This window comes from Janthinobacterium sp. 1_2014MBL_MicDiv (genome assembly GCF_001865675.1).
GTDB lineage: Bacteria > Pseudomonadota > Gammaproteobacteria > Burkholderiales > Burkholderiaceae_D > Janthinobacterium.
This window is the reverse complement of record NZ_CP011319.1, coordinates 6210553-6230854: the sequence shown is the minus strand read 5'-3', so window position 1 is coordinate 6230854 and position 20302 is coordinate 6210553. Positions and strand designations below refer to the sequence as shown.

At 63.9% G+C, this 20302-nt stretch carries 18 protein-coding genes; 15 read left to right on the top strand and 3 right to left on the bottom strand.

Annotated features, from left to right (window positions below; genetic code table 11):
- Positions 1–19 precede the first annotated feature (19 nt).
- Positions 20–1318 (bottom strand): MFS transporter, encoded by a 1299-nt coding sequence (locus YQ44_RS27085; protein WP_071326019.1) that lies wholly within the window; start codon positions 1316–1318, stop codon positions 20–22.
- Between the two features lie 45 nt (positions 1319–1363).
- Positions 1364–2245, bottom strand: coding sequence for an N-acetylmuramic acid 6-phosphate etherase (locus YQ44_RS27080; RefSeq protein WP_071326018.1), 882 nt, complete (start codon positions 2243–2245; stop codon positions 1364–1366).
- Positions 2246–2256: 11 nt separating this feature from the next.
- On the opposite strand from YQ44_RS27080, the gene YQ44_RS27075 reads away from it, so the two are divergent.
- The 3 genes from YQ44_RS27075 to YQ44_RS27065 all read left to right on the top strand — a co-directional run bounded on the left by YQ44_RS27075 (position 2257) and on the right by YQ44_RS27065 (position 4943).
- Positions 2257–2514, top strand: coding sequence for a hypothetical protein (locus YQ44_RS27075; protein WP_156894985.1), 258 nt, complete (start codon positions 2257–2259; stop codon positions 2512–2514).
- A gap of 94 nt (positions 2515–2608) precedes the next feature.
- Entirely contained in the window at positions 2609–3667 is a 1059-nt protein-coding gene (locus YQ44_RS27070) for a helix-turn-helix transcriptional regulator (protein ID WP_071326016.1), read from the top strand.
- Positions 3668–3809: 142 nt separating this feature from the next.
- Positions 3810–4943, top strand: a complete 1134-nt coding sequence (locus tag YQ44_RS27065; RefSeq protein WP_083412063.1) for a nuclear transport factor 2 family protein — start codon at positions 3810–3812, stop codon at positions 4941–4943.
- A gap of 91 nt (positions 4944–5034) precedes the next feature.
- On the opposite strand, the gene YQ44_RS27060 is transcribed toward YQ44_RS27065, so the two are convergent.
- Entirely contained in the window at positions 5035–5784 is a 750-nt protein-coding gene (locus YQ44_RS27060) for a GntR family transcriptional regulator (protein WP_071326014.1), read from the bottom strand.
- 222 nt (positions 5785–6006) lie between these two features.
- Here YQ44_RS27060 and YQ44_RS27055 point away from each other — a divergent pair, with 222 nt between their 5' ends.
- The 12 genes from YQ44_RS27055 to YQ44_RS27000 all read left to right on the top strand — a co-directional run bounded on the left by YQ44_RS27055 (position 6007) and on the right by YQ44_RS27000 (position 20236).
- On the top strand, positions 6007–7350 hold the full coding sequence (locus tag YQ44_RS27055) for a serine hydrolase domain-containing protein (protein ID WP_083412196.1): 1344 nt from the start codon (positions 6007–6009) through the stop codon (positions 7348–7350).
- 91 nt (positions 7351–7441) lie between these two features.
- Entirely contained in the window at positions 7442–8728 is a 1287-nt protein-coding gene (locus YQ44_RS27050; RefSeq protein WP_083412062.1) for a D-amino acid dehydrogenase, read from the top strand.
- A gap of 91 nt (positions 8729–8819) precedes the next feature.
- A complete protein-coding gene (locus YQ44_RS27045; protein ID WP_071326012.1) occupies positions 8820–9269 on the top strand; it encodes a YchJ family protein in 450 nt (149 codons plus the stop codon).
- 40 nt (positions 9270–9309) lie between these two features.
- Complete coding sequence (locus tag YQ44_RS27040; RefSeq protein ID WP_071326011.1) at positions 9310–10932, top strand: carboxyl transferase domain-containing protein; 1623 nt, start codon at positions 9310–9312, stop codon at positions 10930–10932.
- A 22-nt stretch (positions 10933–10954) separates the two neighbouring features.
- The gene (locus YQ44_RS27035) at positions 10955–11743 is read left to right on the top strand and encodes an enoyl-CoA hydratase/isomerase family protein (RefSeq protein ID WP_071326010.1); all 789 of its coding nucleotides are present in this window, start codon (positions 10955–10957) and stop codon (positions 11741–11743) included.
- Positions 11744–11774: 31 nt separating this feature from the next.
- On the top strand, positions 11775–13103 hold the full coding sequence (gene bioA, locus YQ44_RS27030) for an adenosylmethionine--8-amino-7-oxononanoate transaminase (protein WP_071326009.1): 1329 nt from the start codon (positions 11775–11777) through the stop codon (positions 13101–13103).
- Position 13104: 1 nt separating this feature from the next.
- On the top strand, positions 13105–14301 hold the full coding sequence (gene bioF, locus YQ44_RS27025; protein ID WP_071326008.1) for an 8-amino-7-oxononanoate synthase: 1197 nt from the start codon (positions 13105–13107) through the stop codon (positions 14299–14301).
- Positions 14291–15082, top strand: coding sequence for a dethiobiotin synthase (bioD, locus tag YQ44_RS27020; protein WP_071326007.1), 792 nt, complete (start codon positions 14291–14293; stop codon positions 15080–15082). The genes bioF and bioD overlap by 11 nt, the downstream gene beginning before the upstream one ends.
- A 44-nt stretch (positions 15083–15126) precedes the next feature.
- Positions 15127–16173 (top strand): biotin synthase BioB, encoded by a 1047-nt coding sequence (bioB, locus tag YQ44_RS27015; RefSeq protein WP_071326006.1) that lies wholly within the window; start codon positions 15127–15129, stop codon positions 16171–16173.
- A gap of 156 nt (positions 16174–16329) precedes the next feature.
- Positions 16330–18357: an acetyl/propionyl/methylcrotonyl-CoA carboxylase subunit alpha gene (locus YQ44_RS27010; RefSeq protein WP_071326005.1), complete on the top strand. Its 2028-nt coding sequence runs from the start codon at positions 16330–16332 to the stop codon at positions 18355–18357.
- Between the two features lie 21 nt (positions 18358–18378).
- A complete protein-coding gene (locus YQ44_RS27005) occupies positions 18379–19311 on the top strand; it encodes a 2-hydroxyacid dehydrogenase (RefSeq protein ID WP_071326004.1) in 933 nt (310 codons plus the stop codon).
- A 1-nt stretch (position 19312) separates the two neighbouring features.
- The gene (locus tag YQ44_RS27000) at positions 19313–20236 is read left to right on the top strand and encodes a hydroxymethylglutaryl-CoA lyase (protein WP_071326003.1); all 924 of its coding nucleotides are present in this window, start codon (positions 19313–19315) and stop codon (positions 20234–20236) included.
- Positions 20237–20302: the final 66 nt, after the last annotated feature.

The window sequence follows — 20302 nt, the reverse complement described above, 5'->3', positions numbered from 1 at the left end:
GGCGCGCACGATAAAAGAATCAGGCGGGCGCCTTCTTGCCGAATTCGGGATCGATCTTGACCAGCGCGGCCATGATGAAGGCGGGAATGGTGGCGATGCAAACCCAGATGAAGAAGTGCTGGTAACCCAACATTTGCTGTATCCAGCCGCTGGCCATGCCCGGCAACATCATGCCCAGGGCCATGAAGCCCGTGCAGATGGCGTAATGGGCCGTTTTATGCGCGCCATCGGAAACCATGATCATGTACAGCATGTACGACGCGAAGCCGAAGCCATAACCAAATTGCTCCAGCGCAATGCCTCCGGCGATCAGGTATATATTGCTGGGCATGGCCGTAGCCAGGTAAACGAAGACCAGGTCGGGCAAGTGGACGGACAGCACCATGATCCACAGGCAGCGTTTCAAGCCGAAGCGGGAAATGATGTAGCCGCCCAGCAAGCCGCCGAGGGTCAGGGCAATCACGCCGATGGTGCCGTAGACGAGACCAACCTGTTCCGTGCTGAGGCCCAGGCCGCCCTTGGCGACGGGGTCGAGCAAAAAGGGCGCGGCCAGTTTCAGCAATTGCGCTTCGCCGAGGCGGAACAGCAGCAAAAAGCCGAGGATGACGAGGATATCCTTCTTCTTGAAGAAGGCGGCAAAGGTGGCTACGAATTCTTGCAACGGAGAAACACCCGCTGCCTGGATGCTGGGCCGGTCATCCTTGGGCTTGGGCAAGATGAAATAGTGGTACAGGAAGAGGGCGATGAACAGGCCCGCCAGGATGGCAAACACGACGGACCAGGCCAGCTGCACATTGCCCGTCGCATGCGTCAGGTAGCCGGCCAGGTACACGAGGCCGCCCTGGCCGGCGATCATGGCCAGACGGTAAAACGTGCTGCGCACGCCGACGAAGGCCGCCTGCTGGTGCTGTTCCAGGCCCAGCATATAAAAGCCGTCGGCGGCGATATCATGCGTGGCGGAACTAAAGGCCATCAGCCAGAAAATGGCTAGGCTGATCTGGAAGAAGTGCGGCAAGGACGTCGTCAGGGCCACCAGCGCCAGCGCGGCGCCGATCACCAGTTGCAGGCCGACGATCCAGAAGCGCTTGGTGCGGTACATGTCGATGAAGGGCGACCACAGCGGCTTGATGACCCACGGCAAGTACAACCAACTGGTATACAGCGCGATATCGGTATTCGAGAAACCGTAGTTCTTGTACATGATCACGGACAGTGTCATGACCACCACGTAGGGGATGCCCTGGCCGAAATACAGGGAGGGGATCCACAGCCACGGGTTTTTCGCGCGCGCCGGGGCGGTTTGTTTCACAAGCTCCATACATCCTTCATCGTCTGCCAGACAGAAGAATGCCGCGCCATCGGATCAAGCCGCCAGTGCCGCCCGCACACTGCCGTTCGCGCCGGCCAACAATGCCTGTGCCTGGTTTGTATTAATTTTTTTGATCAAGGCAACAATAGCCACCTTGACGTGAAATTGGCACTGCTCCAGCACCATCCTGGCCTGCACCTCGCTGGCGCCCGTGGCATGCATGGTCAGGCGCACGGCCCGCCAGATCAGCTTGGCGTTGGTCGGCTTCAAGTCTACCATCAAGTTTCCATAAGTTTTATGCAAACCCACCATCAGGGCGCTGGAAATCGTGTTCAGGGTGATTTTTTGCGCCGTGCCCGCTTTCAGGCGCGTGCTGCCGGAAATGACTTCCGTACCCGTGTCGAGCACGATGCCGTAGGCGGCCTCGCGCGCCACGGGCGCATCCACGTTGTTGACAATGCCGATGGTCAAGGCGCCCGCCTTGCGCGCGGCCAGCAAGGCGCCCAGCACATAGGGCGTGGCGCCGGAAGCGGCCAGCAACAGCACGACATCGTTTTCTTGCGGCAGCAAGCCCAGCAAGTCCGCCTCGCCTTGCGATAAATCATCTTCCGCCCCTTCGACGGCCGTAAACATGGCGCCCGCGCCGCCGGCCAGGATGGCGACGGCCCGTTCCGGCGGCCAGGAAAAGGTAGGATTCAGTTCCACGCTGTCGAGCACGCCCAAGCGGCCCGACGTACCCGCGCCCACATACAGCAGGCGTCCGCCGCCGGCGATGCGGGGCAGGGCGGCCGTGATGGCTGCCGTGATCTGCGGCGACGCCAGCCGCACGGCTTCGACGGCCCAGAACTGGTCATCGACCAGCGCCGCCACCAGCTGTTCCACCGGATACAGGTCCAGGTCCGGATGCCGCCGGCTCGGGGTTTCAGTTTTCAACATGATTTCAGAACATGGTTGAAGGTGAAACCAGTTTAATACCAACCAGCACGGCCAGCCATGAAAGGATGGCGGGCGGGCATAACGGGAGTTTATGGCTAGTGCCGCTGCGGCCGTTCGCCGCCCATTCCCCGGTGCGCAAGGTGCTGGCAACGATGTTGACCGCAGTGGCGGCAAGCCAGTCGGCTCACGGCAAGCTCATCGGGCTGTGTCGCTCGAAATACGACGGGCCACTGCCGCCGCCCGCAGTGCAAGTCATTGTTGCGAAATAAATAATCATAATTATTAATTCAGGGGCCCAGGGCCAAGTTTTGGCCCCGTTTGTGTCTATACTTCGGTTCGACGCCATAATCAACGACACGCCCCATGATCGCTCGCCAATTGCTGTTCTTGTTTAGCGCCCTTGGCGCCATCAACGGAATTTTCCTGGCTGTCTATTTTTTCAGCCGCCGGCCCCGCTGCCTCGCCGACTGCATGCTGGGTGCCTTGCTGCTGGCCGTCGGGGTGCGCACCGCCAAGTCCGCCTTCCTCTTCTTCAACCCGGCGATCGCCCTCGAATTCCGCCAGCTGGGCCTGTCGGCCTGCCTGCTGATCGGTCCCTTGACCTATCTCTATGTACGCGCTTTCATCGCCGGGCTCGCGCAACTGCCTGCTGGACAACAATGGCGTTGGCATCTGGGCTTGTCCTTCCTGCTGATCGGCATAGGCATTGCCTTTCCGTATACCGCGTATCGTGCTGCGTGGAACCTGTCGAGTCATGCCATCCATGTGTTCTGGCTAGGCTACCTGCTGGCGACCGCCAGGTTGCTCTGGCAAACCCGCCAGGTATGGTCGAACGACGGACACCGGATGGCGGCCAGCACCGTGCTCCCGCTCAGCGTCTATGCAGGCAGTTGCGTCATGCTGGTGGCGTACGCGAGCACGCCATTCACGTCCTATATTGTCGGCGCCTTGTCGTTCACCTTCTCGCTGCATGTGGCGGTCATGGTCTTTCTGCTGAGAAAGGAAAGCCTGACGCCATCCGAGCCCAGGCAGAAGTACCGGAATAACCGCCTGGCGCACGAAGATACGCTTGCCGTGCTCGCTGCGCTGGAACAACTGATGACCGAACAGAAATCCTATCTGAATCCGAATCTGACCCTGGCCCAACTCGCCAAGCGGGCGGGATGCACGCAGGCGCAGGTGTCGCAGGTACTGAATGACAAGCTGGGCAAGAGCTTCACTACCTACGTCAACGAATACCGTATCGCCGAAGCGAAACAGGTATTGAGCGACGAGCCGCAATTGAACATGGATATCGTTGCCGAGCGCTGCGGGTTCAATTCCAGCTCCACCTTCTACTCGACCTTCAAGAAAGTGGCTGGGCAGACTCCTGCCAGCTTCCGGGCCCAATCCAGCCAGGCGGCCAGGGCCATGTCCGCGTAAAACCTCTCCGGAATCGCCATTCCGGAGTCTGAAATCATGTTTGGCGACATCAATTCCCCTGTATTTCGATAACTTATCGAGCACCAGCGATCAGCATCGGTCGTTGCTCCGATAAACGTAGTTCTTTATTCAGGGTAAAGCCATGATTCAGTTTTTATTGCGGACGGTATTCGCCTGTTGCTTGTTAAGCATCACCGCCGCCGGCACCGCCGCAACCGCAGACCAGGACGAAAATGCCATCCGGGAGACCGTGCGCCTGTATCTGCATGGCACCAGCTACAACGTGCAGAGCGAGATCAACCAGGCCTTCCTCGCAACCTCCCGCCTTTACCTGGACGGTAAAAACGATGCGGAATGGGAGTTGAGCGGTCCGGAATACGCCAAACTCTTTTCCCAAGAGAAAATAGGGCAATTCAATGGGCGCCACGGGCGACTGATCAAGGTCGATGTGAGCGGCAAGGTGGCCAGCGCCAAGGCCGAGATCCACATTCCCCAGCAAGGGGTCCGCTATGTCGATGTGTTTCTTTTAAAAAAGATCGCCGGCAACTGGAAGATCATCAGCAAGTCGGCCCATCGCGAGCCAGCTGCCCCGCGCCAGGCACGCAAGGTGCTGCTGGTGGTGTCGAATGTGCATCAATATCCCGGTACAAAGGTTAATGCAGGCAATAATTTTCCCGAGCTGGCCTATACCTATGATGCATTTCGCAAAGCAGGGTATGCTGTCGACTTCGTCAGTCCCGAGGGGGGCGCCATTCCCCTGGAAATGATCGTCACGTCGGACGAGCTGCTCAAGAAGCATCTGTACGACAGTGATTTCATGTGGGCACTGGCCCATACCAAGCCCGTCTCCGAGGTCAAGGCAGACGACTATGCAGGCATGGCTTTCGTCGGCGGCGGCGCGGCCATCGTCGGCATCCCGGAAAACAAGGCGCTCCAGGACATCGCCTTGCGTATCTACGAACAACAGGGTGGGGTGATCGCGGCCATCTGCCATGGCACCGAGGGCATCAAGAACCTGAAGCTACGTGACGGTACTTTCCTCATCCAGGGCAAGGTGCTCACCTCGTTCCCCGATGCGTTTCTCAACAAGGAATCGCCGGTATACAAGGCCTATCCCTTTTCGGCAGAAGCCAGCATCAAGCGCCATGGCGGCATATTCAGGCACGGCGCCAACGGCAAGAGTCACGTCGAGGTCGATGGCCGGCTGGTGACGGGCATGAGCTGGGAATCGTCCGTTGGCGTGGCGGAATCCATGATCCGCCTGATCGAACAGTAGCGGGCGCTTTCCTGGCGGGGCGGGGCGGGCCGCGGCGCCGCACCGACGTGCGGTGAGCAACGCGGGCCCGTCAGGGAGACGCGCGCGGTGTTTACAGGGGACTGGGGGCGCGGCGCATTTCGGCCACGAAGTCGTAGTGATCGCTGCGGCAATACGAATGCGTGAGTTCCACCGCTTCGCCCGAGTCCAGGTAGGCGATGCGCGTGATGAACAGCACGGCCTGGCCATCGGGGATGCCCAGCTGCTTGGCCAGCACGGCCGTCGCATTCATGGCGCGGATATGCTGCAGGGCGCGCACGGGCGCCTTCCTGATACTGCTCAAGTATTCATACAGCGAATCGCCCATGGCGGCCGGGTCCGGCACCACGCTGAACGGCAGCACGCTCACTTCATACGCCATCACCACGTCGTCGGCCAGGCGCAAGCGCTCCAGGCGCGCCACTTTCGTGTTCTGCGCCAAGCCCAGGCTCAGCTGTTCATCGCTGCTGGCGATGACGACTTCTCGCTTGAGCCAGCGCGAACCGGGACGGTAGCCGCGCTGCTGCAGCTGCTCGGAAAAGCTCGACAGATTCGACAGCGGCTGTTCGATGCGCGGGGCAATATAGTTGCCCGAACCGCGACGGCGCACGACGAGGCCTTGCTCGACGAGCTGGTCGATGGCCTTGCGCGCCGTCACGCGCGACACGTCAAGCAGTTCGGACAGGGTACGTTCGGATGGCAGGGCCTGGTCTACCTGGTAGCGGCCGTTGCGTACGTCATCGCTCAGCTTGCGGGCGATCTGCATATATAAAGGCGAATTGTCATTTAAATCGACCTTGAGTTCTACGCTGGTCTGGCTCATACAGTTCTCCTTGTCCTCCTAGTGTAATAGCGATGGCGCTTGCGCGTATCCCGTCCGCCCATGAATAAATGGAAAATGACCATAAATAACGGTTATACACTTAAAAAAACAATGTTTTACCATACATATAGCTTTGCATTATAGATAAATAAGCAATATTCATTGGCGTCCGACACCATCGCGCCCTATGCTGGCGGGGCAACCAACAAGGGCGGTGACACCATGAAAAAGAACATGACGGGCCTGCTCGGCCTGCTACTGCTGGGCAGCGCCTGGCCGGCGCTGGCCGCACCATCGGACAGCGGCGCCGGCAACGTCCTGCCCGCACGGCAGCACGCGCTCGATGCGGCCCTGTCCGCCATCGTCGAGGACCGGGCGCATCCGCTGGCCAGCCTGTCCGTGCTGGCGATCCGCCATGGCAAGCTGTCGTATCAGCAACAATTTGGCTACCGGCATCTCGGCGCCGCGCCGGCGCAAAACTTGCCCGTGACGCCCGCCACCCTGTTCCGCATCGCCTCGCTGTCGAAGATGATGACCACGCTGGGACTGATGCGGCTGGTCGAGCAAGGCAAGCTGAGCCTGGACCAGGATGTGGGCATATACCTGGGCTTTTCGCTGCGCAACCCGCACTTTCCGCAACAGCCAGTGACCTTGCGCAGCCTGCTCAGCCATACCTCCTCGCTGCGCGACACGGGCGGCTATGCCTGGGGACCCGAGCGCAGCCTGCGCGACGTGTTTACGGCCGGTGGCGACCTCATGTGGGATGCGGCTGCGGCGCCAGGCCGCTATTTTACGTATGCCAACCTGAACTGGGGCGTGATCGGCACCGTCATGGAGCAAGTCACGGGCGAGCGCTTCGACCTGCTGATGCGGCGCCTGCTGCTTGATCCGCTGGCACTGCGCGGCGGCTATAACCCGGCGACATTCTCTGCCGGCGAGGTGGCGGACACGGCCACGCTATACCGCAAGCGCGCGCCCGACACCGAAGTCTGGCAGCCGCATGGGCCATGGATCGCGCAGGTCGACGATTTTCATGTCCGGGCGCCAGCCGCACCGGCCGGCCTCGAACGCTATGTGATCGGCAGCAATGCCACCGTCTTCAGTCCCACGGGCGGCTTGCGCATTTCCGCCGCCGGCCTGGGCAAGGTCATGCAGATGCTGCTCGACGGCGGCCGCTACGAGGGGAAACAGCTCTTGCAACCCGCCAGCATCGCCTTGATGTTTGGCCGGCAATGGCAGCTGGCGCCCGATGGCGGCAATGGCGACAGCGAACGGGGCCTGTACCGCGCATGGGGCCTGGGCAACCAGCAATTCGATGCCGATACGGGGCAGGGCAACCGCCTGGTCGAGGGCGCCAGCTTCACGGCCGTCGGCCATTTGGGCGACGCGTATGGCCTGGTCTCGGCCTTCGTGCTCGATTTTGCCAACAAAAATGGCATGGTCAGCCTCGTCGGCGGCACGGGCAGCGATCCCGCACGGTATCCGGGCACGTATTCCGCCATGGGGCGCAGCGAAGAATTAATCCTCACCACCTTATACCGTGGTGCAATTGCCAATCATAAATAATTTGCACTGAAATAGTGCATTCCTGAAAGTTATGGCTGCACCATGATGTTTCATTGGCTCCCTTGATGGCCAGCCTCTAAGCTCTCACCGAATGTTCCCGCACCATGGGAGCGCAACGCAGCGAGGCAACATGCAGCAACAAGTCATCATCATCGGCGGCGGCGTCGTCGGTCTGACATCGGCCTGGTGGCTGGCCGAGGCCGGCTACAAGGTCACGCTACTGGAACGTAACGAACAGGTGGCCATCGCCGCCAGCTACCGCAATGGCGGCCAGCTCAGCTATCGCTATGTGGCGCCGCTGGCGGACGCCGGCGTGCCCCTGAAAGCCTTGCAGTGGCTGTTGCAGAAGGATGGCCCGCTGCGCTTCCGCCCCGAGGCCGACTGGCGCCAATGGCGCTGGATGGCCAGTTTCTTGCGCAATTGCAATGCGGCCAGCAATGCGCGCACGACGGCCAAGCTGCTGCAGCTCGGCGAATTAAGCCGCGCCGGCATGGCGCAGCTGGAATGGACAGTGCCGCCCGAAGCGTATGCGTGGCGCGACGCGGGCAAGCTCATCGTCTACCGCTCGCCCGCCATCTTTCAGCGGGCCGTGGCGCGGCCTGAATCGGAAGAGGCGCGCGTCGTGCTGTCCCCGCTGGAAGCCGTGCAACGCGAACCGGCGCTGGCCGCCCTGCAGGGCTCCCTGGCCGGCGGCATCTTTACCGAGGGCGAAGCGGTGGCCGATTGCCACGCGTTTTGCCTGGCCCTGGAGGCGCGCCTGCTGCAGCACCCGAATTTTTCACTGCTGCCCAAGGGCGAGGCGCGCCGCCTCGTCACGCAACGCGGCAAGATCACGGGCGTCGACACCAGCCTGGGCCTGTTGCAGGCAGATCACTATGTGCTGGCGGCCGGCATCCAGAGCCGCGACCTGGCCGCCACGGCGGGCATTTACCTGCCGCTGTATCCATTGAAAGGCTACAGCCTGACGGCGCCCATCCGCACGCAGGACAAGGCGCCCGAGATCAGCATCACGGATTTCGAGCGCAAGGTGCTGTATGCGCGCATCGGCAACGACCTGCGCGTGGCCGCCATGGTCGACATGGTGGGCGCCGACAACAGCATCGACTGGAACCGCATCGCCGGCCTGACGCGGCTGGCGCGCGAGGCCATGCCGCGCGGCGCCGATTACGACCAGGCCACGGCATGGGCCGGCTTGCGGCCCGCCACGCCGAACAGCGCGCCGCTGGTGGGCGCCAGCAAATACGCCAACCTGTGGCTGAACGTGGGCCATGGTCCGCTGGGCTTTACCTTTGCCGCCGGCACGGCGCGCATCCTCGCCGATGTGATGGCCGGCAAGGCGCCGCCATTCGCGCTGGACTTCCTCTGCCTGAAAAAGTAGCACGCGCCTGGCCGATGCGAGGCGGCGCGCACGCGCCGCTGCCTTTATGGCGGATAATTGCGGAACTTTCCCGTTCCCTGTCTGCCACCGCATGCCCACACCCTCGACCTCTGCCGCCTGCCCCTGTGGCGGCGCCACCTACGCCAGCTGCTGCGGCCCGTATCTCGCGGGCGATGCCTTGCCGCCCACGGCCGAAGCACTGATGCGCTCGCGCTACACGGCCTTCACCTTGCGCGACGAAGCGTATCTGCGCGCCACCTGGCATGCCAGCACCCGTCCCGCCGACGCTTTATTTGCCGAAGAAGAAAAAGTCCACTGGCTGGGACTTGAGGTAAAATCTGCTTTACGTTTACGTCAACGTAAAGCAATATCAGCAGATCAAGCCGAAGAGATGCACCGCGACAGCGTGGAATTCGTGGCCCGCTACAAGGTCAATGGCCGCGCGCACCGCCTGCATGAAGTGAGCCGTTTCGTGCGCGAAGCGGGCGAGGGCGGTGGCGCCCTGCGCTGGTTTTATCTCGACGGCAGTTTTCCCGAATAGCGCGACCCGAGAGACCGGGCGATAAGAAAAAGGAACCGCAATGCCGCACATCGAAAGCAAACTCAATCCGCGCAGTGAAGATTTCATGGCCAATGCCGCGGCCATGCAAGCCATCGTCGACGATCTGCGCGACAAGGTGGAAAAAATCGCGGCCGGCGGCGGCGAGGCGGCGGCCGCCAAACACCTGGCGCGCGGCAAACTGCTGCCGCGCGACCGCGTGCAGATGCTGCTCGATCCCGGCACGCCCTTCCTCGAGTTTTCCCAGATGGCGGCCTACGCCATGTACCAGGACGCCAAGGGCGTCGATGCGGCGCCTTCCGCCGGCATCATCACCGGCATCGGCAGGGTCTCGGGCCAGGAATGCGTCATCGTCTGCAACGACGCCACCGTCAAGGGCGGCACGTATTACCCGATGACGGTGAAAAAGCATTTGCGCGCCCAGGAAATCGCCGACCAGAACAACCTGCCCTGCATCTACCTGGTCGACTCGGGCGGCGCCAACCTGCCGAACCAGGACGACGTCTTCCCCGACCGCGACCATTTCGGCCGCATCTTCTACAACCAGGCGAACCTGTCGGCCAAGGGCATCCCGCAGATCGCCGTGGTGATGGGCTCTTGCACGGCGGGCGGCGCCTACGTGCCGGCCATGAGCGACGAGTCGATCATCGTCAAGGAACAGGGCACGATTTTCCTCGGCGGCCCGCCGCTGGTGAAAGCGGCCACCGGCGAAGTGGTGACGGCCGAAGACCTGGGCGGCGGCGACGTGCATACGCGCTTGTCCGGCGTGGTCGACCACCTGGCGCAGAACGACCTGCACGCGCTGTCGCTGGCGCGCACCATCGTCTCGAACCTGAACCGCACCAAGCCGCAGCAGATGGCGCTGCGCGAATCCGTGGAACCGAAATATCCGACGCAGGAACTGTATGGCGTGATCCCCGTCGACACGCGCAAGCCCTTCGACGTGCGCGAAGTGATCGCGCGCATCGTCGACGGCAGCGATTTCGACGAATTCAAGGCGCGCTACGGCACCACCCTGATCTGCGGCTTCGCGCACATCTATGGCGTGAAGGTCGGCATCATCGCCAACAACGGCATCTTGTTCTCCGAATCGGCGCTGAAAGGCACGCACTTTATCGAACTGTGCTGCCAGCGCAAGATCCCGCTCGTGTTCCTGCAAAATATCACCGGCTTCATGGTGGGCCGCAAATACGAAAACGAGGGCATCGCCCGCAATGGCGCCAAGATGGTGACGGCCGTGGCCACGGCCGCCGTGCCGAAATTCACGGTGATCATCGGCGGCAGCTTCGGCGCCGGCAACTACGGCATGTGCGGCCGCGCGTTCTCGCCCCGCTTCATGTGGATGTGGCCCAATGCGCGCATCTCCGTCATGGGCGGCGACCAGGCCGCTTCCGTGCTGGCGACCGTCAAGCGCGACGGCATCGAAGGCAAGGGCGGCGCATGGAGCGCAGACGAGGAAGCGGCCTTCAAGCAGCCGATCAAGGAGCAGTACGAGCACCAGGGCCACCCGTATTACGCCACCGCGCGCCTGTGGGACGACGGCGTGATCGACCCGGCCGACACCCGCATGGTGCTGGGCCTGGGCCTGTCGGCCGCGCTGAACGCCGAGATTCCGGACACGAAGTTCGGCGTCTTCCGCATGTAACCGGCAATAAGGGAGAAAAATCATGGAATTTGAAACCTTAAAGCTGGTCATCGAGGGCAATGTCGCCACCGTGACCCTGAACCGCCCCGACGTGCGCAACGCCTTCAACGAGACGACGATCGCCGAACTGGCGCGCGCCTTCGAGGGCCTGGGCCGCAGCGACATGGTGCGCGCCATCGTGCTGGCGGCCAATGGCGCGGCCTTTTGCGCCGGCGCGGACCTGAACTGGATGAAGAAGATGGCAGGCTACACGCATGCCGAAAACCAGGCCGACGCGCTGCAGCTGGCACAGATGCTGCGCACGATTTACCTGTGTCCGAAGCCCGTGGTGGCGAAGATCCAGGGCGACTGTTATGCGGGCGGCATGGGCCTCGTCGCCGCATGCGATATCATTCTGGCTGCGGAAGACGTGCATTTCTGCCTGAGCGAAGTGCGGCTGGGACTGATCCCGGCCACTATTTCACCGTATGTCATCAAGGCCATGGGCGAAAACGCGGCTCGCCGCTACTTTATCTCCGCGGAGCGATTCTCCGCACAGGAAGCGCTGCGCATCGGCTTTGCCCACGAGGTAGTCGCTGGCGACGCACTGGACGCGAAAACCGCCGAGGTGCTGAAAGCGCTGACGGGCAACAGCCCGCACGCCGTGGCGCAAGCGAAAACGCTGGTGCGCGAGATCGCCGGCCTGCCGGTCGACGACGCGCTGCTGGCGGACACGGCCGAGCGCATCGCGCAGATCCGCGCCTCGGAACAGGGGCGCGAAGGCGTGCAATCGTTCCTCGACAAGCGCAAGCCGAGTTGGCTCATGGGCTAGCGCATGGACTAAGAATATCATTGGAGCAGTTTTGAAAGCAGAAAAACAATCGGGCTGGGTCGAACGCAGTCTGCGCAGCGTGTGGCATCCGTGCACGCAAATGCAGCACCACGAGACGGTCCCCTTGATCCCCGTCAGCCATGGCCGCGGCGCCTGGCTGTACGATCACGAAGGCAGACGCTACCTGGACGCCATCAGCTCCTGGTGGGTGAATCTGTTCGGCCACGCCAATCCGCGCATCAATGCGGAACTGAAGGACCAGCTCGACCGCCTGGAACACGCGATGCTGGCCGGCTTCACGCATGAACCGGTGATCGAGCTGTCTGAAAAGCTGTCTGCCCTGACGGGCGGCGTGCTGGGCCACAGCTTTTATGCGTCCGACGGCGCCTCGGCCGTGGAAATCGCCCTGAAAATGAGCTTTCACGCGTGGCGCAACAGCGGCAAGGGCGAGAAACAGGAATTCGTCTGCCTGAAGGGCAGCTACCACGGCGAAACCATCGGCGCCCTGGCCGTCACCGACGTCGCCCTGTTCAAGGATGCCTACGGCCCCCTGCTGCGCGCGTCGCAGACGGTGATGTCGCCCGACTTCCGCCAGGCGGCCGAGGGCGAATCGGCGCAGGACGTGGCGCGCCGCGCGGCCGCCGACGTCGAGCGTTTGTTCCAGCAGAAGGCCGACAAGATCGCCGCCATCATCATCGAGCCGCTGGTGCAGTGCGCCACCGGCATGGCCATGCACGACCCGCTGTACCTGGCGCTGGTGCGCGCCCTGTGCGACCGTTATCAGGTCCATCTGATCCTCGACGAAATCGCCGTCGGCTGCGGCCGCACGGGCACCTTCTTTGCCTGCGAACAGGCCGGCATCTGGCCCGATTTCGTATGTCTCTCAAAGGGCATCAGCGGCGGCTACCTGCCTTTGTCGCTGGTGATGACGCGCGAAGACATCTACCAGGCCTTCTACAGCACCGACGTGCGCCGCGGCTTTTTGCATTCGCACTCGTACACGGGCAATCCGCTGGCCTGCCGCGCGGCGCTGGCGACGCTGGCCATCTTCGAGGAAGACGATGTGCTGGCGGCCAACCGCGAACGCGCCGCCAAAATCACGCAAGCGCTGGCGCCGCTGGCGCAGCACGAAAGAGTACACAACTTCAGGCAGCAGGGCATGATCTGGGCGTTTGACGCCGTCGATGCGGCGCCCGATTTCTCGCGCCGCTTCTTCAGCACGGCGCTGGAACACGAGCTGCTGATGCGTCCCATCGGCGCCACCGTCTACCTGATGCCGCCGTATATCCTCGACGACGACGAAATCGCGGGCCTGGGCCGGCAGACCCTGGCCGTCTTCAACAAAGTGATCGGGGCCTGAGATGGAACTGATCGCGCGATTACAACGGCAACTGCAAGGGCTGGAAGAGCGTAGCCTGATCCGCCGCCGCCGCACCGTCGACACGCCTTGCGCGCCGCGCCTGACGGTCGATGGCCGCGCCATGCTGGCTTTTTGCAGCAATGACTACCTGGGCCTGGCATCGCATCCGCGCATCGTGGCGGCACTGCAAGAGGGCGCCGGCCTGTATGGCGCCGGCAGCGGCGCCTCGCACCTGATCAGCGGCCATGGCCGCGCCCACGCGCAACTGGAAGAGCGCCTGGCCGATTTTGTCGGCGTCAACCTGGAACAGGCGCGCGCGCTGTATTTCTGCACCGGCTACATGGCCAATTTGGCCGTGCTGACCGCCCTGTCGGCGGGCGACCCGGATGCCGAGATTTTCTCGGAAGCGCTGAACCACGCCTCGCTGATCGACGGCACGCGCCTGGCGCGCGTCAAGACGCGCGTGTATCCGCACGCCGACCTCGATGCCCTGGCGGCGCTGCTGGCGGAAAGCACAGCCAAAAACAAGATCGTCGTCACCGACAGCGTCTTCAGCATGGATGGCGACCTGGCGCCGCTGCCCGCGCTGCTGGCCCTGTGCGAGCGGCATGGCGCCTGGCTGGTGGTCGACGACGCGCACGGTTTCGGCGCGCTGGGCGAACATGGCCGCGGCGCGCTGGAACACTTCGGCCTGCATTCGCCGCACCTCGTATATGTAGGCACCTTGGGCAAGTCGGCCGGCGTGGGCGGCGCCTTCGTTTGCGCGCACGATGCCGTCATCGAAACCCTGATCCAGAAGGCGCGCCCCTACATCTTCACCACGGCAGCCGCGCCCGCGCTCGCGCATGCGCTGCTGGCCAGCCTGGACATCATCGCCGGCGACGAAGGCCGGCAGCGCCGCGCCCACCTGGCGGCGCTGGTGGCGCAATGGAACGATGGCTTGCAGCTGCAACGCTGGCAAGCCTTGCCGTCGCTGTCCGCCATCCAGCCCGTCATCGTCGGCGAGAACGCGGAAATGATGGCCATCGCCGCCACCCTGTACGAACAGGGCCTGTGGGTCGGCGCGATCCGCCCGCCCACCGTGCCATTGGGCACGGCGCGCCTGCGCGTAACCCTGTCGGCCGGCCACACGGCGCAGGAAGTGGCGCAATTGATCAACGCAGTCAACACCCTGGAAAGGACTCGCCATGAGCCTTGATGATCCTATCGTGGCCGAGGTGCTGGCGGACCTGGCGCCGGCCGTGCAGCCGGCGCCCGCCGCCAGCGGCCTGCCATCGCACTTTGCCTGTTTCGTCACCGGCACCGACACGGAAATCGGCAAGACCCTGACCTCGTCGGCCCTGCTGCACGCGCTGGTCGCGCGCGGCGTGCGCGCCTGCGGCATGAAACCGGTGGCCGCCGGCGCAGAGATGCGCGACGGCGAGCTGCATAATGAAGACGCCGACAGCCTGATCGCCGCCGGCAACGTCACCATGCTGCGCAGCCTGACCACGCCCTACATGCTGAAGGAACCGGCGGCGCCGCACATCGCCGCCGCCCTCGAAGGCGTGAGCATCGAATCGGTGCCCATCCTGGCCGCCTACCTGGAAATCGCCGCCGCCTCGGACGCCGTCGTGGTCGAAGGCGTGGGCGGCTTCCGCGTGCCGCTGTCGCCCGGTTTCGACTCGGCCGACCTGGCGCAGCAGCTCGACCTGCCCGTGATCCTGGTGGTCGGCATGCGCCTGGGCTGCATCAGCCAGGCCTTGCTGACGGTGGAAGCCATCGAAGCGCGCGGCTTGAGCGTCGTCGGCTGGGTCGCCAACACATTGGAAGTGGAAATGCGCTTCCTCGACGAAAACATCGATGCGCTGATCGAGCGCATCCCGGCGCCGCTGCTGGGCAAGGTACCGCGCCTGGCGCAGCCGAGCGCGGAAGCCGCGGCGGCGTATCTCGATTTCACCGGCCTGCCCAACTGGCCGGCGCAGCGGTCGCAGAATTAAACCAAACAACTGAACGTACTCAAAAATAGAAGCGAAGGAATCACATGTCTCACGTCCAAGAAGCAGCAAAAACCGTCGAACTGCACCGCCCTGCGGCGCGCATCACCGTGCCGGAAGCGGCCACCTGGCCCGTCGCCGATGTGCTGGCCCTGTTCGACCTGCCTTTCAATGACCTGATGTTCAAGGCCCAGCAAACCCACCGCGCCAACTTCCCGGACGGCGACGTGGAACTGGCGACCCTGTTGTCGATCAAGACCGGCGGCTGCGAGGAAGACTGCGGCTACTGCCCGCAGGCAGCCCGCTACGACACGGGCGTGGAAGCGAAGAAAATCCTCGACATCGACACGGTGCTCGACGCGGCGCGCCAGGCAAAGGCCAACGGCGCCACGCGCTTCTGCATGGGCGCCGCCTGGCGCAGCCCGAAAGAGCGCGACATGGAAAAAGTCGAAGAGATGGTGACCAAGGTCAAGGCGCTGGGCCTGGAAACATGCGCTACTTTGGGCATGCTGGAAGAGGGGCAAGCCGACCGCCTGAAGAACGCGGGCCTCGACTTCTACAACCATAACCTCGACACGGCGCCCGAGTTCTACGACAACGTCATCTCCACGCGCGAATACCAGGACCGCCTGGACACCCTGGGCCGCGTGCGCGAAGCGGGCCTGAAAGTATGCTGCGGCGGCATCGTCGGCATGGGCGAGACGCGCCTGCAGCGCGCCGGCCTGATCGCCCAGCTGGCCAATCTGAATCCGTATCCTGAATCGGTGCCCGTCAACCACCTGGTACAGGTGGAAGGCACGCCGATGTATGGCCTGGAGGCGCTCGATCCGTTCGAATTCGTGCGCACCATCGCCGTGGCCCGCATCACCATGCCGAAGGCGCGCGTGCGTTTGTCGGCCGGCCGGCGCCAGATGGGCGAAGCCGTGCAGGCCATGTGCTTCCTGGCCGGCGCCAACTCCATCTTCTACGGCGACAAGCTGCTCACCACCGACAATCCGGAAGCGGAAGACGACCGCACCCTGTTGAACAAGCTGGGCTTGCAGACGCGCGGCGCCATGCTCGACTCGGTGCAGAAAGAGAAGTGCGGCTGCTGATCCAGCCCTGTCGGGTTACGCCGTGCCGGCTAACCCGACCTACGAATACCGCCTCACCATCCGTAGGTCGGCTTAGCGCGCAGCGCGTAAGCCGACAAGCCAACAGACCAGGTCCATCAAGAGACCGCTGCACCTTTGAGAGAATAGAGAGAGACCATGTTCACTAAAATCCTGATCGCCAACCGCGGCGAAATCGCCTGCCGTGTCGCCGCCACCGCGCGCCGCATGGGCATCCAGACCGTCGCCGTGTATTCGGAGGCGGACGCCAACGCCAAGCACGTCGCCGTCTGCGACGAAGCGGTGCTGATCGGCCCCGCGCCGGCCAAGGAAAGCTATCTGTGCGGCGACAAGATCATCGCCGTGGCGCTGGCCACCGGTGCGCAGGCGATCCACCCCGGCTATGGTTTCCTCTCCGAGAACGCGGACTTCGCCGACGCCTGCCACGCTGCAGGCCTGGTCTTCATCGGCCCGCCGGCGTCCGCCATGCGCGCCATGGGTTCCAAGTCCGCCGCCAAGTCGCTGATGGAAAAAGCCCAGGTCCCCCTGGTGCCCGGCTACCACGGCGAGGAACAGGATGCGGACTTCCTGCACACGCAAGCCGACAAGATCGGCTACCCCGTCCTGCTGAAGGCCTCGGCCGGCGGCGGCGGCAAGGGCATGCGCGTCATCGAGCACTCTGATGATTTCAAGGCCGCGCTGGCCTCGTGCAAGCGCGAGGCGATCAGCTCCTTCGGCGACGACAAGGTGCTGGCCGAGAAATACCTGTCGCGCCCGCGGCACATCGAAATCCAGGTGTTTGCCGACACGCTCGGCAACTGCATCTACCTGTTCGAGCGCGATTGCTCGGTACAGCGCCGCCATCAAAAGGTGCTGGAAGAGGCGCCGGCGCCGGGCATGCCTGCCGAACGCCGCGCCGCCATGGGCGAGGCGGCCGTCGCCGCCGCCAAGGCCGTCGGCTATGTGGGCGCGGGCACGGTGGAATTCATCGCCAACCAGGACGGCTCGTTCTACTTCATGGAGATGAACACGCGCCTGCAGGTCGAGCATCCGGTGACGGAAATGATCACCGGCACCGACCTGGTGGAATGGCAGCTGCGCGTCGCCTTTGGCGAGCCGCTGCCGAAAAAACAGGACGAACTGACCATCCACGGCCACGCCATCGAGGCGCGCATCTATGCGGAAAACCCGGAAAAGGGCTTCTTGCCGTCGATCGGCACCCTGCGCCACATGCAGTCGCCATCGGCCGTGACGTTCGAGCTGGGTGGCACATCCGTGCCAGCCGCCGTGCGCATCGATTCGGGCGTGCGCGAAGGCGACGCCATTTCGCCGTTCTACGACCCGATGATCGCCAAGCTGATCGTCTGGGGCGCGGACCGCCGCGAGGCGCTGGCGCGCATGGCGCAAGCGCTGTCCGAATACCAGATCGTGGGACTGGCCAGCAATATCGCCTTTTTGAAGCGCCTGGTCGAAGGCCAGGCATTCTCCAGCGCGGACCTCGATACGGGTTTGATCGAGCGCAATCACGACGCCCTGTTCCCCGCCCTTCAGGCGGCACCCGACACGGCCCTGGCGCTGGCGTCCGTCGCCCTGCTGCTGGAAGAAAAAGCGGCCGCCGAAGCGCAGTCGGAGCACCGCGCCGACCCGTGGGGCAATGCCCTCGGCTGGCGCCTGAACGGCACCTTGGGACGCAGCCTGGCGTTTGCCGACGAATTTACCCAGGCCGGCGACAGCCAGGCCTACGCCGCGCGCATCGCCTACCGGACGGATGGCTGGCTGTTCAACGGCCAGCCCCTGACCCTGACGGCGCGCACCGGCGGGGAACTGCACATCAAGCTCGGCGAGCGCGCCGTGCACGGCACCGTGCGCCGCGACGGCGAGCAATTCCACGTGTTTACCCACGGCTTGCACTACACCTTGCACTACAGCGATCCGATGGCGCATGCGGGCGAAACGGAAGCGGAAGGCGGCCGCCTGACGGCGCCGATGCCGGGCAAGGTCGTCGCCGTGCTGGTAAACAAGGGCCAGGACGTCAGGAAGGGCGAGCCCTTGGTCATCATGGAAGCGATGAAGATGGAGCACACGATCGCCGCGCCGCACGACGGCCTGGTGGAAGACGTGCTGTACGCGGTCGGCGACCAGGTGGCCGATGGCGCGCCGCTGCTGGCCTTCAAGGCGGCCGCATAAGGAGCGCTCTTGGAAACGTCCATGCGCATTCTTCTACAACGTTCGGACGGCAAGGAAGCGGCGTGGATCGCCGACTTCCGTGACGTGCTGCCCGAGGCCGAGATCGTCTTCTGGCGCGAGGGCGACACGATCGCGCCATGCGACTATGCCGTCGTGTGGCAGCCGCCCGCCGCCATGCTGCCGGCATTGAGCGGGGTCAAGGCCATCTTCAACACGGGCGCGGGCGTCGACGCCCTCCTGAAATTTGGCGAGGCGCTGCCCGGCCACGTGCCGCTGGTGCGCCTCGACGACGCGGGCATGGGTGTGCAGATGGCCGAATATGTGAGTCACGCCGTGCTGCGCCACTTCCGCCGTTTCGACGATTACGAGGCGCAGGCGCGCGCCGGCATCTGGCAACCGCTGCCCGCATTCGACAAGGCGGACTTCCCCATCGGCGTGCTGGGCATGGGCGTGCTGGGCACGCGCGTGCTCGAGACGCTGGCGCAGTTCGAATTCCCGCTGCGCGGCTGGAGCCGCAGCCGGAAGGACCTCGACGGCGTCGCGTGCTTCGCCGGCGAGGAAGGACTCGAAGCCTTCCTGCGCGGCACGCGCATGCTGGTCTGCATGCTGCCGCTCACGCCGGAGACGCACAACCTGCTCGATCGCGCGCGCCTGTCCATGCTGCTGCCGGGCGCCTATGTCATCAACGTGGCGCGCGGCGCGCATGTGGCCGAGCCGGATCTGCTGACCCTGATCCGCTCCGGCCACATCGCCGGCGCCACCCTCGACGTCTTCCGCAACGAGCCGCTGCCGCAGCAGCACCCGTTCTGGCAAGAACCGCGCATCACCATCACGCCGCATATTTCGGCCGCCACCCTGCGCCGCGAAAGCGTGGCGCAGATCGCCGCCAAGATGCGCCGCCTGCAAGCCGGGGACATGGTCGCCGGCATCGTCAACCGTTTGCAAGGATATTGAAATGAACGCTCAAGCTAGTTTGCCGAAACAGGTCAAGATCGTCGAAGTGGGCCCGCGCGACGGCCTGCAGAACGAGAAGGAAACCATCAGCGCCGCCGTCAAGATCGAGCTGGTCGACCGCCTGACGCAGGCGGGCTTCGCCAATATCGAGGCGGCGTCCTTCGTCTCGCCGAAATGGGTGCCGCAGATGGCCACCAGCGCGGAAGTGATGGAAAAGATCGCGCGCCGCCCAGGCACCATTTATTCGGCGCTGACGCCGAACATGCAGGGTTTCGATGCAGCCCTGGCGGCGAAGGCCGATGAAGTGGTGATCTTCGGTTCGGCGTCCGAGGCGTTCTCGCAAAAGAACATCAACTGCTCGATCGCCGAATCGATCGCCCGCTTCGAAGGCGTGGCGAAGGCGGCCAAGGAACACGGTCTGCGCCTGCGCGGCAGCATCAGCTGCGCCTTCGGCTGCCCCTACCAGGGTGATGTGCCGCTCGACGCCGTGGCCGACGTGGTGGCTCGCATGCGCGACCTCGGTTGCGACGAGATCGACATCGCCGACACCATCGGCGTGGCCACGCCGCGCAAAACGCAGGCGGTGATGGCGCGCGCCATCGCGGCCTTCCATGTCGGCGGCCTGTCCGGCCACTTCCACGACACCTACGGCCAGGCGCTGGCAAATATCTACGCCAGCCTGGAAACGGGCATCGCGATCTATCATTCGTCCGTCTCGGGCCTGGGCGGCTGCCCCTACGCCAAGGGCGCCACCGGCAATGTGGCGACCGAAGACGTGCTGTACATGATGCAGGGACTGGGAATTGCCACCGGCATCGACCTCGACCTGGTGGTGGACGCGGGCCAGTTCATCTCGCAGCAGCTGGGGCGCAAGGGTTCCAGCCGCGCCGGCAACGCCATCGCGGCAAAACGCATCGCTGTTTAAGCGTAGGTCGGATTAGCGTGGCAACGCCACGCGTAATCCGACGTCACCGAGGTCATGGCCAACACT

Coding starts and splice junctions, on each gene's coding strand:
- YQ44_RS27085 (WP_071326019.1), bottom strand. CDS start 1,318: ATGGAGCTTGTGAAACAAACCGCCCCGGCGCGCGCGAAAAACCCGTGG.
- YQ44_RS27080 (WP_071326018.1), bottom strand. CDS start 2,245: ATGTTGAAAACTGAAACCCCGAGCCGGCGGCATCCGGACCTGGACCTG.
- YQ44_RS27075 (WP_156894985.1), top strand. CDS start 2,257: ATGGTTGAAGGTGAAACCAGTTTAATACCAACCAGCACGGCCAGCCAT.
- YQ44_RS27070 (WP_071326016.1), top strand. CDS start 2,609: ATGATCGCTCGCCAATTGCTGTTCTTGTTTAGCGCCCTTGGCGCCATC.
- YQ44_RS27065 (WP_083412063.1), top strand. CDS start 3,810: ATGATTCAGTTTTTATTGCGGACGGTATTCGCCTGTTGCTTGTTAAGC.
- YQ44_RS27060 (WP_071326014.1), bottom strand. CDS start 5,784: ATGAGCCAGACCAGCGTAGAACTCAAGGTCGATTTAAATGACAATTCG.
- YQ44_RS27055 (WP_083412196.1), top strand. CDS start 6,007: ATGAAAAAGAACATGACGGGCCTGCTCGGCCTGCTACTGCTGGGCAGC.
- YQ44_RS27050 (WP_083412062.1), top strand. CDS start 7,442: ATGTTCCCGCACCATGGGAGCGCAACGCAGCGAGGCAACATGCAGCAA.
- YQ44_RS27045 (WP_071326012.1), top strand. CDS start 8,820: ATGCCCACACCCTCGACCTCTGCCGCCTGCCCCTGTGGCGGCGCCACC.
- YQ44_RS27040 (WP_071326011.1), top strand. CDS start 9,310: ATGCCGCACATCGAAAGCAAACTCAATCCGCGCAGTGAAGATTTCATG.
- YQ44_RS27035 (WP_071326010.1), top strand. CDS start 10,955: ATGGAATTTGAAACCTTAAAGCTGGTCATCGAGGGCAATGTCGCCACC.
- bioF (WP_071326008.1), top strand. CDS start 13,105: ATGGAACTGATCGCGCGATTACAACGGCAACTGCAAGGGCTGGAAGAG.
- bioD (WP_071326007.1), top strand. CDS start 14,291: ATGAGCCTTGATGATCCTATCGTGGCCGAGGTGCTGGCGGACCTGGCG.
- bioB (WP_071326006.1), top strand. CDS start 15,127: ATGTCTCACGTCCAAGAAGCAGCAAAAACCGTCGAACTGCACCGCCCT.
- YQ44_RS27010 (WP_071326005.1), top strand. CDS start 16,330: ATGTTCACTAAAATCCTGATCGCCAACCGCGGCGAAATCGCCTGCCGT.
- YQ44_RS27005 (WP_071326004.1), top strand. CDS start 18,379: ATGCGCATTCTTCTACAACGTTCGGACGGCAAGGAAGCGGCGTGGATC.
- YQ44_RS27000 (WP_071326003.1), top strand. CDS start 19,313: ATGAACGCTCAAGCTAGTTTGCCGAAACAGGTCAAGATCGTCGAAGTG.